This is a genomic window from Micromonospora sp. NPDC048839, from assembly GCF_040649915.1.
Taxonomy (GTDB): Bacteria; Actinomycetota; Actinomycetes; order Mycobacteriales; family Micromonosporaceae; genus Micromonospora.
Map to the genome: position 1 here is coordinate 290555 of NZ_JBEZGL010000007.1, position 14732 is coordinate 305286.

At 69.9% G+C, this 14732-nt stretch carries 17 protein-coding genes and 1 tRNA gene; 5 read left to right on the plus strand and 13 right to left on the minus strand.

Annotated elements, in window-relative coordinates; all coding sequences use genetic code 11:
* Window positions 1-2: 2 nt before the first annotated feature.
* The 3 genes from AB0C25_RS16545 to AB0C25_RS16555 all read left to right on the plus strand — a co-directional run bounded on the left by AB0C25_RS16545 (window position 3) and on the right by AB0C25_RS16555 (window position 1860).
* Window positions 3-674 carry a DUF305 domain-containing protein gene (locus AB0C25_RS16545; protein WP_357373874.1) on the plus strand — a complete coding sequence of 224 codons (672 nt, stop codon included), beginning with the start codon at window positions 3-5 and terminating at the stop codon, window positions 672-674.
* Between the two features lie 323 nt (window positions 675-997).
* On the plus strand, window positions 998-1693 hold the full coding sequence (locus tag AB0C25_RS16550) for a winged helix-turn-helix domain-containing protein (protein ID WP_357373984.1): 696 nt from the start codon (window positions 998-1000) through the stop codon (window positions 1691-1693).
* Window positions 1694-1785: 92 nt separating this feature from the next.
* Window positions 1786-1860, plus strand: a tRNA-Arg gene (locus tag AB0C25_RS16555).
* A gap of 137 nt (window positions 1861-1997) precedes the next feature.
* Here AB0C25_RS16555 and AB0C25_RS16560 read toward each other — a convergent pair.
* The 13 genes from AB0C25_RS16560 to AB0C25_RS16620 all read right to left on the minus strand — a co-directional run bounded on the left by AB0C25_RS16560 (window position 1998) and on the right by AB0C25_RS16620 (window position 12361).
* Window positions 1998-3365 (minus strand): integrase, encoded by a 1368-nt coding sequence (locus tag AB0C25_RS16560; RefSeq protein ID WP_357373876.1) that lies wholly within the window; start codon window positions 3363-3365, stop codon window positions 1998-2000.
* A complete protein-coding gene (locus AB0C25_RS16565) occupies window positions 3362-3583 on the minus strand; it encodes a helix-turn-helix domain-containing protein (RefSeq protein ID WP_357373878.1) in 222 nt (73 codons plus the stop codon). Before AB0C25_RS16565 ends, AB0C25_RS16560 begins: the two co-directional genes overlap by 4 nt.
* Window positions 3584-4048: 465 nt before the next feature.
* Window positions 4049-5626: a YfjI family protein gene (locus tag AB0C25_RS16570; RefSeq protein WP_357373880.1), complete on the minus strand. Its 1578-nt coding sequence runs from the start codon at window positions 5624-5626 to the stop codon at window positions 4049-4051.
* Window positions 5623-6513, minus strand: a complete 891-nt coding sequence (locus tag AB0C25_RS16575) for a bifunctional DNA primase/polymerase (protein ID WP_357373882.1) — start codon at window positions 6511-6513, stop codon at window positions 5623-5625. Before AB0C25_RS16575 ends, AB0C25_RS16570 begins: the two co-directional genes overlap by 4 nt.
* A 12-nt stretch (window positions 6514-6525) precedes the next feature.
* The gene (locus AB0C25_RS16580) at window positions 6526-6792 is read right to left on the minus strand and encodes a hypothetical protein (RefSeq protein ID WP_357373884.1); all 267 of its coding nucleotides are present in this window, start codon (window positions 6790-6792) and stop codon (window positions 6526-6528) included.
* On the minus strand, window positions 6789-7085 hold the full coding sequence (locus tag AB0C25_RS16585) for a hypothetical protein (protein WP_357373886.1): 297 nt from the start codon (window positions 7083-7085) through the stop codon (window positions 6789-6791). Before AB0C25_RS16585 ends, AB0C25_RS16580 begins: the two co-directional genes overlap by 4 nt.
* Window positions 7082-7357 carry a hypothetical protein gene (locus AB0C25_RS16590; protein WP_357373888.1) on the minus strand — a complete coding sequence of 92 codons (276 nt, stop codon included), beginning with the start codon at window positions 7355-7357 and terminating at the stop codon, window positions 7082-7084. Before AB0C25_RS16590 ends, AB0C25_RS16585 begins: the two co-directional genes overlap by 4 nt.
* A gap of 136 nt (window positions 7358-7493) precedes the next feature.
* Window positions 7494-9659 (minus strand): cell division protein FtsK, encoded by a 2166-nt coding sequence (locus AB0C25_RS16595; RefSeq protein ID WP_357373890.1) that lies wholly within the window; start codon window positions 9657-9659, stop codon window positions 7494-7496.
* A 332-nt stretch (window positions 9660-9991) separates the two neighbouring features.
* Window positions 9992-10771: an ABC transporter permease gene (locus AB0C25_RS16600; RefSeq protein WP_357373892.1), complete on the minus strand. Its 780-nt coding sequence runs from the start codon at window positions 10769-10771 to the stop codon at window positions 9992-9994.
* Between the two features lie 16 nt (window positions 10772-10787).
* Entirely contained in the window at window positions 10788-11453 is a 666-nt protein-coding gene (locus AB0C25_RS16605) for an NUDIX domain-containing protein (protein ID WP_357373894.1), read from the minus strand.
* Window positions 11450-11824: an RRQRL motif-containing zinc-binding protein gene (locus AB0C25_RS16610; protein WP_357373896.1), complete on the minus strand. Its 375-nt coding sequence runs from the start codon at window positions 11822-11824 to the stop codon at window positions 11450-11452. Before AB0C25_RS16610 ends, AB0C25_RS16605 begins: the two co-directional genes overlap by 4 nt.
* The gene (locus AB0C25_RS16615) at window positions 11824-12102 is read right to left on the minus strand and encodes a hypothetical protein (protein ID WP_357373898.1); all 279 of its coding nucleotides are present in this window, start codon (window positions 12100-12102) and stop codon (window positions 11824-11826) included. The genes AB0C25_RS16610 and AB0C25_RS16615 overlap by 1 nt, the downstream gene beginning before the upstream one ends.
* A 13-nt stretch (window positions 12103-12115) precedes the next feature.
* On the minus strand, window positions 12116-12361 hold the full coding sequence (locus tag AB0C25_RS16620; protein WP_357373900.1) for a DUF6284 family protein: 246 nt from the start codon (window positions 12359-12361) through the stop codon (window positions 12116-12118).
* 397 nt (window positions 12362-12758) lie between these two features.
* On the opposite strand from AB0C25_RS16620, the gene AB0C25_RS16625 reads away from it, so the two are divergent.
* Both AB0C25_RS16625 and AB0C25_RS16630 read left to right on the plus strand, forming a co-directional pair.
* Window positions 12759-13172: a helix-turn-helix transcriptional regulator gene (locus AB0C25_RS16625; RefSeq protein ID WP_357373902.1), complete on the plus strand. Its 414-nt coding sequence runs from the start codon at window positions 12759-12761 to the stop codon at window positions 13170-13172.
* A gap of 71 nt (window positions 13173-13243) precedes the next feature.
* The gene (locus AB0C25_RS16630; protein WP_357373904.1) at window positions 13244-14731 is read left to right on the plus strand and encodes a helix-turn-helix transcriptional regulator; all 1488 of its coding nucleotides are present in this window, start codon (window positions 13244-13246) and stop codon (window positions 14729-14731) included.
* Window position 14732: the final 1 nt, after the last annotated feature.

A 14732-nucleotide genomic window follows, 5' to 3' on the forward strand; every position in this document is an offset into this window, starting at 1 on the left:
CGATGACAGCCCCCGCCACCACCGACAGCGAGTACGACGACACCCCGGCCGCCCCGGACGAGGACGGCCGGGCCCCGGCGTCGCGTTACGGCGTGCTGGCGCTCGCCGTCATGGTGGTGGTGGGGCTGCTCCTCGGTTATGCGGGCGGCCTGCTCACTCCGCGGTTCACCCGGCCCGGTGACGCGTCGGTCGAAGCGGGCTTCGCCCGGGACATGACGACCCACCACGCGCAGGCGGTCGAGATGAGCCTCATCGCGTACCGGTCGGCGACCCTCCCCGAGGTGCGGCAGATCGCCGTCGACATCGCCACCGGGCAGCAGGGCGAGATCGGCGCCATGCAGACCTGGCTGCGCGAGTGGGGCCTCAGCCCGACCGGTTCGAAGCCGCCGATGTCGTGGATGTCCGACGGGGCCGCCGTCAAGAACGGCCTGATGCCGGGGATGGCCACCCCGCAGCAGATGACCGCCCTGCGGGACGCCAAGGGCATCGAGGTCGACCGGCAGTTCCTGACCTTGATGTACGCCCATCACCTGGGCGGCATCCACATGATCGACGCGGCGCTCGACGAGACCGACAACGACGAGGTCGTACGGGTGGCACAGACCATGAAGAACACCCAGCAGACCGAACTGAACAACCTCCGGCAGCTCCAGGCGCAGGCAGCCAAGGGTTGACCGGAACGGGCGTACCCGGCCCGCGTTCCCGCCGATCGGTGCGGTGACGCGGGCCGCGCCACGTCGAGGCCACCTCCCCCGCCGCTCGCCCTCGCACCACCTTGATCGACTCGCCTTTCAGGAAGTCGGGCTGTCCACGCGACCCGGACGCCCCGACGTGCAGGAACCCGAGTCGATCACCGGCGGGCAGACGCCACCCGTGACCCTGGATGCACGCCTAAGTACCTTGTGGGTGATTTGACCGGGACAGGCGATTACGTTGCTTCGAGACTTTTCTCCCCACATATCGTGACCAGTTGCGATTCGTGCTCGTTGCCCAAGACGTGGGGGTTGCACTCAGAGACGCACGGCGTTCGGTCACCAGCTGGTGCCGACGCCACACCATCGGCGGTGACGGGGCGGTGGCAGCCGTCCGTCGCGGACAGCGGCAGAGCGAGCCGGGAATGCTCAGCCGCGAACAGGAACTCGAACTGATCGACACACTCCGGGGCGTCCACCCCGACGAGTTCGGCCTGGACGACGAGCTGTGGACGAGGCAGAGCCTCACCACGCTCATCCAGCGCCGATTCGACCTGCCGCTGGACGCCGGGGCGGTCGGGGCGTACCTGCGGGCCTGGGGGTTGGGTCCGCGCGAGCCGCGCGAGCGGGCCTGTGGGCTCTGCGTCAGCGCGGTCGAGCGCTGGGTCCGCAGCGAGTACCCGGCGATCACCAGGGCCGCCCAGGAGCACCTCGCCGAGGTCTACTGGATCGGTCGGATCCGGCTGCGCGGCACCATGCCGGCGGCGGACGTGATCTCCGCCGTCTCGTCCCGCGGCCGGGTGCGCTTCATGATCACCACGCCGACGGTGGACCCGCCGCTCCCCCGCGACTTCGTGCTGCGGCTCAGCGGCGAGGAGCAGCGCACCGTGCACCTGATCGTGGACGGCTCCTGGCCGCGCAACGAGTGGCCACGCCGGCTCCCCCGGCGAGTCGTCCTCCATCCGCTGCCCAGCTGTGGGCGGGCCGTCGCGGCCGCCTGAGCACCGGGTGGGCCGGTCGCCGACACGATCGGCTCACCCGATACCGATTCGGCGTACGCGGAGGAGGTTTGCTAGTCTTCTCCAGTCGCTGAGCCCCCGTAGCTCAGGGGATAGAGCACCGCCCTCCGGAGGCGGGGGCGCAGGTTCGAATCCTGCCGGGGGCACCAAACGTGAGCAGCACAATAAGGCCCCTGACCAGGGAGAACCCGGTCAGGGGCCTTATTCATGTGTCCGGCTGTGTCCGGCCGTTAGCGGCCCGTGGCGGGCGTCTGTGCCATATCCGTGCCAAAGTTCGGCCGATCGGTCAGTCGTGGCCGAACGCCCGTTCGACGCGTTGCCGGAGAGCGGCCTCACCGCCGTCTAGGCACTTGGCGTAGATCCTGAGCAGCACCTCCACTGACTGCCCGGCCCAGTCGGCTACCTGCGTCGGCGGCACTCCCCCGTTAAGCTGTGTCGACACGGCAGCGTGCCGTAGGTCGTACGGGGTGCGTGCCAGCGGGGAGGCGTAGACCTCGGGCGTGAACACGGCGGCACGCGCCCACCGCCACACGCGATTAATCGTCCCCTTGGGCAATTCCTCCTTGTTGCGCTCTCCCACGAATAGCCGACCGTCCGGGCCGTAGCCGAACAGTTCGACGTGCGCATTGATGATTGCGGTTAGTTCGGGTGGACAGGGAACCGTGCGCGTCTCCCCTCGGGCGCGCTGCTTGAGTTGCCGGCTATCTCGGTTCTTTCCGCTGTCGGTCCATTCTCGGCCCGCGTGCGGGTTCGCTCCGTCAAGGGTGAATTCTCCCCATCCCGTTTCCGGTAGATGCAGGTTCGGCTTTGCCAGGCGAACGGCTTCCTCCGGCCGCATCGCGGCGTAGTAGAGGCAGGCGTAGAAAGCGACCATACGTGGCCCGATGCGCCCCTGCTCCCGCACCCCGTTGAGTAGCGTTCGCACCTGTACCGGGTTGGCCACCGATCGCCTGTCGATCGTCGTAACGGTTTTCGGCGGCTTCCACTTCAATTGTGGCAGCGGATTTGCTGGCAGCGCTCGCCGTTCTACCGCGTATTCGATTGCCGTATTGAGAATCTTGCGACGGCGGCTGATGACGCTTGGCGCGGCCGGTGCTCCGTCGAGTCGCACCGTGAGGCCGTTCAGCACCGGCCGCAGCACTTCCGGACGGCTAAGGCTTGCCACGTTGCGGGTGTTGCGCTTCACCCAACCGAGCGCCTTTGCCACCTCGTCCGGCACTCCTTCGGCGTTGCGCCGCGTGGTGTTGAAGGCCCAGCGGCCCAACGCGTGGCGAAGCAGCTTGGCCTCCGGCCGCCCCTTGCCATTGGTCAACATGAGGACGGTAAGCGCTGTCAGCGCTTCGGCGTGAGTACGCCTAGTCGTGGCAGCCACATGCGGCCACTTCATATCGGCGAATGAACACGCCAGCTCGTACCACGACATGGCGACTGTTTCGCGTCGCATCGTGATCGGAAGTCCCGAATCGACATCGAATGCTTCACCCTTTCGGGAAGCCGTTACCAGTTCAGAACGGAAGCTCTCCGCAAGCGCTTTTGTTTTGAATACCTCTTTGCGTGACTGGCCGGCAGTCCGCCAACGAACACGATAGGTGCGCCCTTTCTTCCCGTCATACGTCTCAATCGACCAGATGCGTACGTCATAGGTGGTACTCAAGCTGCCTCCTCATAGAGCGATTCAAGCCAAGATTCGTAGTCGCGCCGCTCAATGCGGATCTCCCCGTTGGGCAACTTGCGGGCGGGCGGACCCTTTCGCTTTGCTCGCCAGTCATAGAAGGTCGATCGGCTAATTCCGAGGTCGTCGCAAACGTCGGCAATCGTGAGGTGACGGGCGGGGCGGGATGCCCCCCGCGCTGGCCGATTCGGGGTGGTCATGGCGGCTGTCCTCCCTCGGGATGGCGTGGAGGTAGAAACGTTGAAATGGCAGGATGCGCAGCACACGGGCGGGTCCGGTGCCGCCTGATTTGCATCGTGAGCGCCGTCCGGCCCCCACTGGTCACCTGGTGGAGGGTCGGGGCAGCAGTGCGGCAGGAGGGCATAGAGCGGCCCTCTGAGAGCGCCGTAGGCGCAAGATCTGGGCAGGGTCGGTGTAAGGCATAGGGCCGGACTGTCTGTGCGGCTCTCAGCGGGCCGTTTCGGTGCCGGTGGCCTGGCTGCTGGGCCGGGAGGGGCCGGGAGGCGGTGACACGGTGACAGCCAGGCGGCTGGCGGGGTGTTTCTGCTGGTCAGCGTGGCTTTCGGTCTGTCACCGGAGGGTGGTGACAGGTGGTGACAGCGGTGACAGGGCCGGGTAGCTGTCACCGCTGTCACCGTTTGTCACCGGGGGGTGGTGACAGCGGTTCAGGTGCTGTGAGCTGCGGAAACGTGGCTGCTGGGCGGGGTTGTCACCGTGTCACCGCTTCCGGGGTTGTGGTCGGCGGCGCGGGGGTGGACTTCGTAGCTGCCGGTGTCGGTGGTGCGGATCCAGCCGTGGGCGGTGAGGACGTCCAGCACGGCGGTGACGTCGGCGGCGCGGGGTAGTTGCCGGTGGCAACGGCGGTGTAGCTCGCGGCGGGTGAAGGTGGTCATGCCCTTGGCGGTGACGATGGTCAGGACGCGGCGGGCGGTTTCGGTGGTGGCGTCGGCGGTAATGGTGGCGATGGCGGCTCGGTAGTGGGCGGCGAAGAAGTCAGCGAGCCTCACGGCGTCGGCCATGCGGTCGGCGTCGATCGGGCGTCGCCAGGCGTCGGCGGGGTGGTGGGCGACGTGCAGCAGCCCGGCTAGGCGCAGCGTCGCGCCGGCCAGCTTGTTGCCCCATTCCCGCATGTCGTGCAGGCTCCCGCCGGGCCGTAACTCGGCTTCCACCTGCTCCGCGGCGGCACGGCGGACCTTGCCGGCTTCCTCGGTGAGAACGACAACGGCGGGGTCTTCCCACTCGGCGAACGTGGCGGCCAGGTCATGCACGCGGCTGCGGTAGCCGGCGGCCACCGGTTCGGGCACCGGGGGTGTGTCGACGGGTCGGTAGCCGGCCATCGACGCGGGCAGCGCGAACAGAAACCGCGCCGGCAACCCACGCCCGGCGAGCCCAGCGTTACCGCCGAACTGACGCAGCACCACCGGTTGCGCCATCACGCACACGGTCAGCGCGGGCTTTTCGATGGAGGCACCTTCGCGGGTGATCCGTTCGTTGCTCATCGGCTGCCCCGCGTGACCTTTCAGGTAGGGGTCAAGGTTCGGGGAAGCGGAGTAGCGGCCGGCGAGGGTGTCGAAGATGCCACCTTCATCGCTGATGATCGCCATGCGTCCGCCGTTGGCGGCCATCAGGTTGATGAGGACTTCGGGGGTGGCGTCGTCCACGATCAGTTTCGGTAGGCCGGGAACGGTGATGGCCTCGGCGGCGATGGCGGCGGCCACAGCGTCGGCCGTGGCGTCGTCGCGTTTGCCCGGGTCGGTGGCCTTCGCTGCCTGAGCCTTGGCCTGCTCGGCTTGCCGGTCGGCGATGTCGCGCAGCGCGGCGGCCTCGGCGATGCGGGGCCGGATCGCATCGGAAAGCGTCGACTGTGCGGCGAACAGGGGTGCGGTCATCGCCCGGTGCACGGGGCTTTTGCGCTCTCCGGGGCCAGCAATGACAGCGGTGAAGATGTTGACCGGCTCGCGCCACCCGGGCACCGGCTCCACCTCCAGGCGGCCACCCGCGCAGGCGGAGAGCACGGCAACGGCGAGGGTGCCGGCCATGGCCGGATCGGTGGCCGTGAACCGGGCTACGCCGGTCGCCATGTCGCCGAGCCAGCGGGGGAACACGTCCAGCGGAAACGGCGGTGGCACGGTGGCGGCCCCGGTCAGGGGCACGGGCATATCCCACAGTGGCCCGGTGTCGCCCGGGGGCGCGTCGGTGTCGTGTGGGTCGTCGGCGACCAGGTGCAGGCGAGCGGGCGTCATGCGGCCACTCCTTCGGCTCGGAAGCCACCACGGATGGCGGCCTGTATGTCGCGGTCGGTCTGGTGGGCTTGCCGACCGGCCTCGGTCAGGGCGGTGATCGCGTCGGCGGGGTCGATGGCTCCGGCGGTGACCATGCGGGCAACGCCTCTAGCTGCGCCGTAGAGGGTGGTGCGTCGAGTGCCCTCGGTGGCCGTGGTGATCCGATCCAGCAGCGCGGCGAGCAGCCGATCAGGGTGAGAGATGCCCCCCGCCTCACGTAGGCACGTCGGGCCGGTCGCGGTCAGGGCCGGTGGTGCCGGCGGTGGCAGGCAGGCCGTGAGCAGGGCGGGGGGCATCTCCCTCACGGCCTGGCCAGGTATCCACCGGTACGGGCGTCCGGTGCGCGGGTGCACCGACGGCGGCAGCACGACGTACCCGCCATCGGCCTTCACGTCGATACCGGGGCCGAGCCCTTGACCTGGCTTGCCCTGGCTGCACGGCACCCGCTGTCCGGGGTGCCGGTAGTACAGGTGCAACCCATCAGAGCCGGTACGGACCCGCGCCGTAGGCGGCGTCAGGCCGGCAGCGATCAGCCGCGCCAGGGTGGCCGCCCCATCGTGCGCCGGATCCACGTCGACCACCACGAACCCCGACGCCGCCCCGGTGCGCAAGGCGAGCTGCCCGCGCGGCACAGCGGCCACGATCGCGGCCACGCGCGCCGGGTCGGTGGTAGCGGCGTAGAAGCCATGGCAGGTCAGGCACGGGCACGCTTTCTGATCGTGGGTCGGGTCTTCTTCCGCCTTCGGGCAGTTAGCGCAGTTGGCCACGGGCCGTTTCGAGCGGCCGAGCATGAACACCGGCCAACCGTGTTCGGCGTAGCGCACGGCGGCGGTGAGCAGGTCAATCACGGTGCCTCCTGTTCACGCTGGACGCCGCCGGATAGCGCGGGCGGCGTCCAGGTCGATCAGCGACCCGCCCCCGGTGCCCGAGTCGCGCACGGGCCGTCCAGCGGCGGCGGCGACGTTAAGCCGCAGATAGAGCCGGTAGCGACCGGCATCAGCGCCGGTCAGCGCGTGGCGGGTGCCGCGTTGAACGAGATGCCCGGCGGCGGTCAGGGCAGCCGTTGCGGCGTCCAGCTCGGCGCGGGTGCCGGTAAGCCACACCTCCAGGCCGTTCACCCCGGTCACCGTGCGGCCCGCCCGGGTCGAGGCCGGGCGGTGATCGCGGCGCGGGTCACGGCCTGCCGCAGGTCGCCGAGCAGCCCAACCAACTGCCGCCGGGCGGCCAGCTCGCCCGGGGCGAGCGCGACCCTGACGCGCACCTCGGCGTGCTCCCGCCCTGTCGCGGTGCGGACCCTGACGAGCACGGCGCGGGAGCGGCCGGCGACGTCGACCACGATCTCTTCGGAACGGTGCTCACCGAGGTTGCAGCGGTGATCCATTCCGCACCACTCGGTGTGGCCGGCGGCGCGGCGGTTCATCGGGGGGTGCCCTTGTCGTGTAGCTCGCGCAGGTAGTTGATGGCGACGCGGCCGGTGCGCAGGTGCTCCCCGTTACCGTCGCAGCGGCGACAGGTGCGCCCGACGCGCAGGATCAGGGAGCGGCGGCGGCCGATGCCGTGGCAGCGCCGGCAGCGCCGAAACGGCCTGATCATGCAGGCAGCGAGGTAACCGAGTGTGACGACGGCGAGAATCAGGATGATCATGCCGGCAGCGCTGCCGGTGTGGGTTGCGGTCGCGGCGAGGGTGAGCACGGTGGGGCCTCCCGAGGCGTTTTCCGGGCTACAGGCAGGGATGGGGCGACCCGCGACCGGCCTATGTCTGTCCTGACCAGGCCGGTCGCGGGTCGAGTCGCGTGGACGCGACCGGTCGCGGGCGAGCCGCGACCGGCTACGCGGCCTTGCGACGGGTGATCGCGGCGTCGATGTCGTCGGCCTTGGCTCCCTTGAGGGCCTTGCCGGAACGCTTGACGTCTACGCTGCGTACACCGAACGCGCGGACCTGAGCGGAGATCGATTCGGCGGTTACGTCCGCGTACGCCTCGGGCAGCCGGGCGGCGAGGCGGCCGGCGATCTCTTCCCACTGCGCGCCGGTCTCGCCGCGCTCGATCACGCTGCGGACGTCGGCGAGCACGTCACGCGACACGCGGGCGATGTCCTCACCGGCCGCCATCCCGGACAGGGTGCCGGCCTGCTCGCGCAGCTTCCGCGCGGCCAGGAGGATCTTCTCCGCGTCGTCGGCGTCAGCGAGGTACGTCCGCACGGTCGGGGTGGCATCCGACGCGCCGCGCAGGATGCCGACACCCTTGTAGGACGGCAGCAGCGTGGACGAGTCGTAGCCCTCGGAGTTTGCCCCGGCCCCCAACACCAGATCCGAGACGTTCCACGAACCGGTACGCAGGGAAAACCGCACCTGGTGGTTGTCGCGAAAGCTGATGAACTGGGTAGCGACCTGCCCGCCACCGACCCCGGAGGGCCGCTGTGTGGCGTCAACGAACATCACCCCGGCGGCCGGGGCGACCTTCACGAGGTAGACCAGCAGCGACGCGATTTCCTTGCTGATGTCGCCGAGGTCGAAGTACTCCTGGAACTCGTCCAGGAACACGGCCCGCACCGGCATGTTGTACTTCGGGTCGCGGGCGATTTCGCGGGTCAGCTTGCCTTCCGGGCAGATGTCGACGGGCAGCTTCGACAGCCGCTCGTAGCGGTCCTGCACGTCGGCCTTGATCTCGCGCAGCGCTTCCAGCACGATTTCCGCCGGGTCGCCGTCGCGGGTCATGGCCAGGCCGAACGCGTACCGGTCGGCGACCAGCGCGAACTTGCGCCAGTCGGGCTTACCTCCCCCGTCGAGAACGGTCAGCTTCACGTACGGGTCAAGCGCCGCGTACAGGGCCAACGCGCGGGCGGCGAACGTCTTGCCCTGCCTCGGTTGCGCGCCGATCAGGATGCTGTTCCACATCAGGTCAACGGCGACCTTGTTGCCGCGCTCGTCCAGCCCGAACGGGGCCGGCTGCCAAATGTCGGTCGGCTTGCACCGCAGCAGCGGCGTCCGGCCCGCGCCCTGGGCAAGCGGGTCACGGTCGGCGACCCACAACGTGTGGCGCCGGTGCGACGACGGGTCGCGGGTGATGAACACCTGCGACACCGCCACGTCCAAACCCGAGGCGATCGAACCGCGGGCCTTCACCGCGTCGTCAAACGTCTTGCCGTACGGCAGGTCAATCGACACCTGAGAGCCGGTGCCGGAGGGGTCACGGGCCATCGTGGACCCGAACTCCACCCGCTGGTGCGTCTTGTCCGGGTTGCCGAGGCCGGCGGCGTAGTAGGCGCGCAGGATGATGTCCGGGTTGACCCGCCGGAACCGACCCGCCACGGTCGCCGGGGTGATGATCGGCCGGTCATCCGGCCGCCCGACGTGCGCGAGGTAGGCCACGGCCAGGCCGGCACCGGCGGTCAGCGCCCACCACGGCGCGGTCGCCCACGCGATCGGCGCAGCCACGGCCACCGTGAGCGCCTCGGCGAGCAGGACGACACCCCGCCACGCGCGGGTGGCCTTCACCTCCCGGTGCAGCTTGTGCCACATCGCCGGGTCGTTCGCGTCAGCGGCGGCCTGCCGTAGGCCGGTCTGCTCGGCCACCCACCACCACCGCAGTTGGCGGCCGGTCAGCCGGAACGCGCCGACCGTGGCCCAGAACGCGGCCTGCGTGGAGTACCAGGGAGCGCGAACGGCGTGGAAGCCGGCGCGGTAGCCGGCCAACTTGGCAGCCTCCGTCGCGCTGTGCTTGATGTTCTGCCACCCCGACCAGTTCGCCGGGATGATCGGCCGCCGTCCGTTCGGGGCGACCGGCGGCGGGTCAACCAGCATCCCGCCCGACTGCGGCGTCTCATCCAACGGCATGTCGAAGTGCGTGTCACCGGCCGCCGGTTGCGGCCGGGGTGCCCGCCGGGCGCGGGCGTCGTCCAGGTCGACCACCTCGGCGTCCGGGCCGGCGGTGGGGTCTGTCAGGTCGTTTTCGGCGGCCTGCCAGTCGAAACGGTTCTCATCGGGGGCAGTCATGATGGGGGTTCCTCCAACGGTCGGGAGATCGGTAGGGGGCCGGGGCGCGGCGGATGGTTTGCGAGGCCGTGAGGCCGCGCCCCGGGCGGTGCTACGTGCGGAGGCGGTCAGCGACCGCTACGCGGGCAGTCCGAGCAGGTCGTAGGCGCGGGGGCGTTGCCCCACAACGTGGCGTAGTGCTTGCCGCAGGGCAGAAGAACCGTTCGGGAGTGCGGGTTAGGTGCGCGGCGGGGGATCATGGGTGTTCTCTCCCTGATGTCTGCAAGACGATGGGGTGAGGCCGGCGGCGCAGCACTGGTTTCCAGGCCGTAGGGCTGCGCCGCCGGGCGGAACTAGTCGTGCGTGCGAACGAGGTGCGCCAGGGCCGCGCCCATGCCGAGCACCGCGACCGGGAGGCAGGCGACGGCGGTGGTGATCCACCACGGGGCCGAGGTGATGCCGGCAGCTACGAGCAGGTGGTAGGCGACCTGGCCGAGCGCGCCGACCACGAGCGAGCCGAGCGCGGACCACTTGGCGAAGCGCAGCGCCGGGGCGGGCACCCGACCGGAGAGCCACACGTAGAGCGCGTACGCGCCGTAGGTTTCCACTCCGATCGGCAGGGTGATCGCGCTGTTGATGGAGAGGCTGTCCCAGATGCCCGGCAGGGGGTGCACGATGCCGAACCCGGTGAGTCCGCCGAGGCCGACCCACCCGGACCAGATGGCGACGAACGCGGGCAGGGCCAGCAGCACCACCGGCCACACCACCGCCGATCGGGCCGGCGCGGGCGCGGGCGGCGTGTCCGGGCGACTGACCGGCGCGACCTGCTCGACCGGCTCGGGCGTCGTGATCTCCGGCTCGGGCGTCGGGTCCAGCTCGACCGGCGGCGCGGGCTCAGGTGCGGCCGGGTCCGTGGTGGTCGGCTCGGTGGTGTCGGCCGGCGGCGCGGCGGGCTCGGTCTTGAGCAGGGCGAGCAGTTCACCGGCCTTGGGTGCGCCGATGCGGAACTCCCGCATGAGCCGGTTGCGCGACGGGAACGCCTCGCCGTCGGGCAGGTCCAGCGCGCGGGCGGCGGGCAACAGGTGCTCGATGGGCTGCGGGTAGCGGGTGCCGTTGATTGTAGGGGCAGTCATGGCGGGTGGCCTCCGGTCAGTGGTCGAGGATGTCGGCGAGCAGGTCGCGGTGGGCGGCGAACACCTGGCCGCTGTACAGCACGTCGAGGTGGGTCAGCAGGCAGGCGTAGTCGTCGGCAGGCAGCCAGGCGGCGCGGCGGGCGTCGTCGGCACCGGTCACGTCGGGCAGGACGCGCCACCCGCGGCCGAGGTCGATGCGGACGGGGGTGGTGACCATCCATGCCTCGTCGGAGGCGCGGGGGTCGGGTACGTAGCGGGCCGGCAGCGTCTTCACCCATGGGTCGGTGGGGTCGGGGGTCAGGCCGGTTTCCTCGGCCAGCTCCCGGAACGCGGCGGCGGTGGGGTCCTCGCCGGGGTCGACGTGTCCGCCGGGCAGCGCCCATCCGTGGTTGTCGTCGCGCTCGATCAGCAGCAGCCACCGGCCACCGTGAGAGTCCGAGGCGGTGACGATCGCGTCGGCGGCCTGTGCCTCGCCCCAGTGCCCGAGTTCGTTGCGCCCGTATCGGATACCGGTCGGCGCGAACGGGTTGACCGGTCGGCCGTCGACGAGAGGGAACGGGATCGCGGCAGCGGCCCGGCGGGCCGTCCAGTCGATGTCGGCGGGGTTCATGGTCGGGTCGGCCCAGCTCGCCCCGGCGGCGATGCCGGCCAGAACGGACGGGTCGGTGTAGGTGCGGTTCACGCGGCGGCCTCCATGGGATAGGCGCAGTCGACGCACTCGCCGAGCGAGCGCGGGATGAAGTAGGGCCGAACCGTGTGGCAGGTGCGGCAGGTCCGGCGGGCCGTGAGTGCCTTGCCGATCGCGGCGCGCTGCGCGGGGGTCGCGGTGCGCTTCGGCGCGGCCAGGTCGACCCGGTACAGGTAGGCGGTGCGGGTGCCGCCGACGCCGCGCCAAAGGATCTGAGCGGCGACGGGTTGACCACCGGGGCGTAGGCCGGCGGCGGTCAGTTGGCGGCGGGTGGCGTAGCCGGGCGGGGCACCCTTCCACCAGTAGGTGGGGAGTCCGTACCGCGTGCCGGCCGGATCGGAGTAGGCGGCGCGGATGCGCGACATCAGGTCACGTCCCGGCGCACACGGTGAACGTGCATCGTGTCCGGGTTGACGAACTCCTGTTCACCCCATGGGCTGCGGTAGCGCACCCGCCAGGTGTCGGCACCCCAGAACGGCGACCAGCCCGCCCAGTCGACCGCGATCACGCGATCGGCGGCGTGCCGTGACGTGCCGGGCGGGCCGGCGCTGGCGAGCAGGTCACCGACCCGCAGTCGGCTCGGCGGCAGCGATTCCAGGTCGGCGCTCGTGTAGCGGTACCGGGTGAGATCGACCTCATTCATCAGCTCACCTCGCCTAGGCGGCGCGGCGCGGGTCGGTGCGGGTGTTCAGGTCGGTCGCAGCGCGGGTGACGCGGGCCTCGGCCCGGCGCACCCGACGCCAGTCCAGCGGCGACGGCCCGCCGTGGTCCTCGGCGTAGATGAGCGTGATCTCGGCGTCCAGAACGTCCAGCTCGGCCGCGATCAGCGGCCACTCCGCGTCGATCGCGGCGAGGTCGGCGGCGGTCGGTTCGGCGGTGACAAGGGCAAGGTGCGTGCGCACGGGGGAACCTCCAGTGGAGTCAATGAAGCGGGGGAAAGTCCGGGGTGCGACCAGATCGGCCGCACCCCGGGTGAACAGGAACAAGGGGCAGAAGCAGCCGCGCGCCAGATCCGGCCCGCTCGCCCCGCTCGCCCGGGATCTACCGGGGTCGGCCACCGTGTGGCTCAAGGCGGGGATGCCGCAGACGAATCCACGCGGCGCTTCTGCTGTTCAGTTCTCAATGAACGGCTGCGCGGAGGCTCGTGGGCGCGCAGCTCTGTGAGGGGCTGCCTTCCCCGGCTGCCTACCGGCCGGTGTAGCTGATTTCAGCGCTAAAATTAGCGCTGATGTTGTGTGATGTCAACGAGGTGGGAGGACTAGGATCAGCGGATCAAGCAGTCAGACAGGGAGGCGTCGGGTGGAGGATTGGCAGGCTGTAGCCAGCGCAATCAACGGCCGGATGGCTGATTTGCCGCTGTCGCAACAGGAGTTGGCCGAGCGATCCAAGGTGTCCGTGGCCACCCTGCGTGAGCTGCAAAAGGCGACCGCGACCCGCAAGCGCTCGGCGCGCACGCTCGCCGCGATCTCGCAGGCTCTCGACTGGCCGGACGACTACCTTCGTGCCGTGCTGACCGGGGCCACACCGCCGAACAGCGGCGGGAAAGCAGGGCGGGCGGACAGTTCGTCGCTGGTACTCGCGCGGCTGGACCAGCTCCACGCCGAGGTGCGGCGGCTCGCGGATGCAGTGGAACGGATCGCGATCGATGTCGGTCATGGCGATAAGGACACCAGTTCTGGACGCGCATCCGAACGCCGTCCGCCAGCCGGGTAAACGCCGTCCACTAGGCATTGACTAGGCGTGATTCGTGTCGCCCGGTGCCTACGCCAGCAAAGGAGGCCGTCGTGCCTGCTCGCGCCAGCGATGCCAGCCCGAATCTCGCGCTCTACAACCTTCGCGATGCGGCGGGCGAAACTCAACAGGACGTGGCCGACGGGTTGAACCGCCTCGGGGTGGTGCGCGGGAAACGGCTGGCCGTGACTGCCAATCAGGTGAGCAGGTGGGAGCGAGGGATCACGTTTCCGTCGGCGCTCTACCGACAGCTCCTTGCCGAGCACTTCGGCGTCTCGGTGCAAGATCTTGGACTCACCAGGCAGCGGGTCACGCCGCAGCAGCGCAGCAGTCCCGAGAGCGATTCCGGAGGTTTCACGATCTACCAGGATCCCGTGTCGCATCCGCAGGCCGAGGACAGCCAGGAAGAGTGGCGGGCGGTCCGGCGAAAGTTGAACGTTCACCGTGTACAGCTCGCGCGCGAGGCGGCGCGCCTCTACGACGTGGAGCAGCGTGTAGGCGACAGCGGCTTGATTGCGGCGCCGCAATGGTTGCCGTCGAGCCCGATCGAGTTGGCGCGGTTCGGCATTGGACTCGCTCCGGAGGGAACCGCGCCCCTCGTCAACGGGACCGAGGACGCCGCAGCGGGCGTACGGCCGTTGGCCTCGGACGGGCGGCGACACCAGCGCTACAGCCTCGCCTTGCGGGATGTTGAACAGCCCCGGCTCTTTGAGAACCGGCTCGCATGGCACCTTGCAGGAGTCGACTGGAGCCAGCCTGCCCATGCGCTCACGTTCACCACCGGCACGTACTTTGGCGGTGTCGATGTCTCGGAAGCGCTCGCGCACGAAATGGCGATGTACCACGTAGCCGGCGATGGGAGCGGCATCCTGGCGGCATCCTGGCGAAACCTGGGCTTCCGGCGGCTCGTGGGCGACCCGTTCACGCCCAGCCGCCGACCGACAGCGCCGTCAACCGACACGCTCACCCTGCGGGTAGACGACGACGGAGCATCCTTCGTCCTGCACAACCGCGCAGCCGGCAACGTGGCCGTAGCCGGGGGAATGCTGCACATCATGCCGGCGGGAGTGTTCCAGCCATCGAGCGTCCTACCTGCCGCTCAGGTGGCCGACTTCGACCTGTGGCGCAACATGATGCGGGAGTACAGCGAGGAATTCCTCGGCAGCGCCGAGCACGGCGGCGACGGCGAACCGGCGGACTACAGCGCGGAACCGCTGGCAGCGTTCGACCGGGCGTACGCATCCGGCGGGGTGCGGGTTTTCTGCCTCGGAGTCGCGCTCGACGCACTCACCCTGTGGGGCGAGATCCTGACCGTCGCCGTGTACGACGGCCCCACCTACGATCACCTGTTCGCCAACATGGTCGACTCCAACGACGAGGGAACCGTGGTCAAGACCGGGCGGGTACGACCAACCTCGGCGTTGCCGTTCACCCGGCACACCATCGACGAACTGACCGCCAGCGGGCGGCTGGCACCGGCGGCGGCCGGATGCCTTGAACTTGCGTGGGAACACCGCCGCACGATCCTCGGGAGAAGCTGAC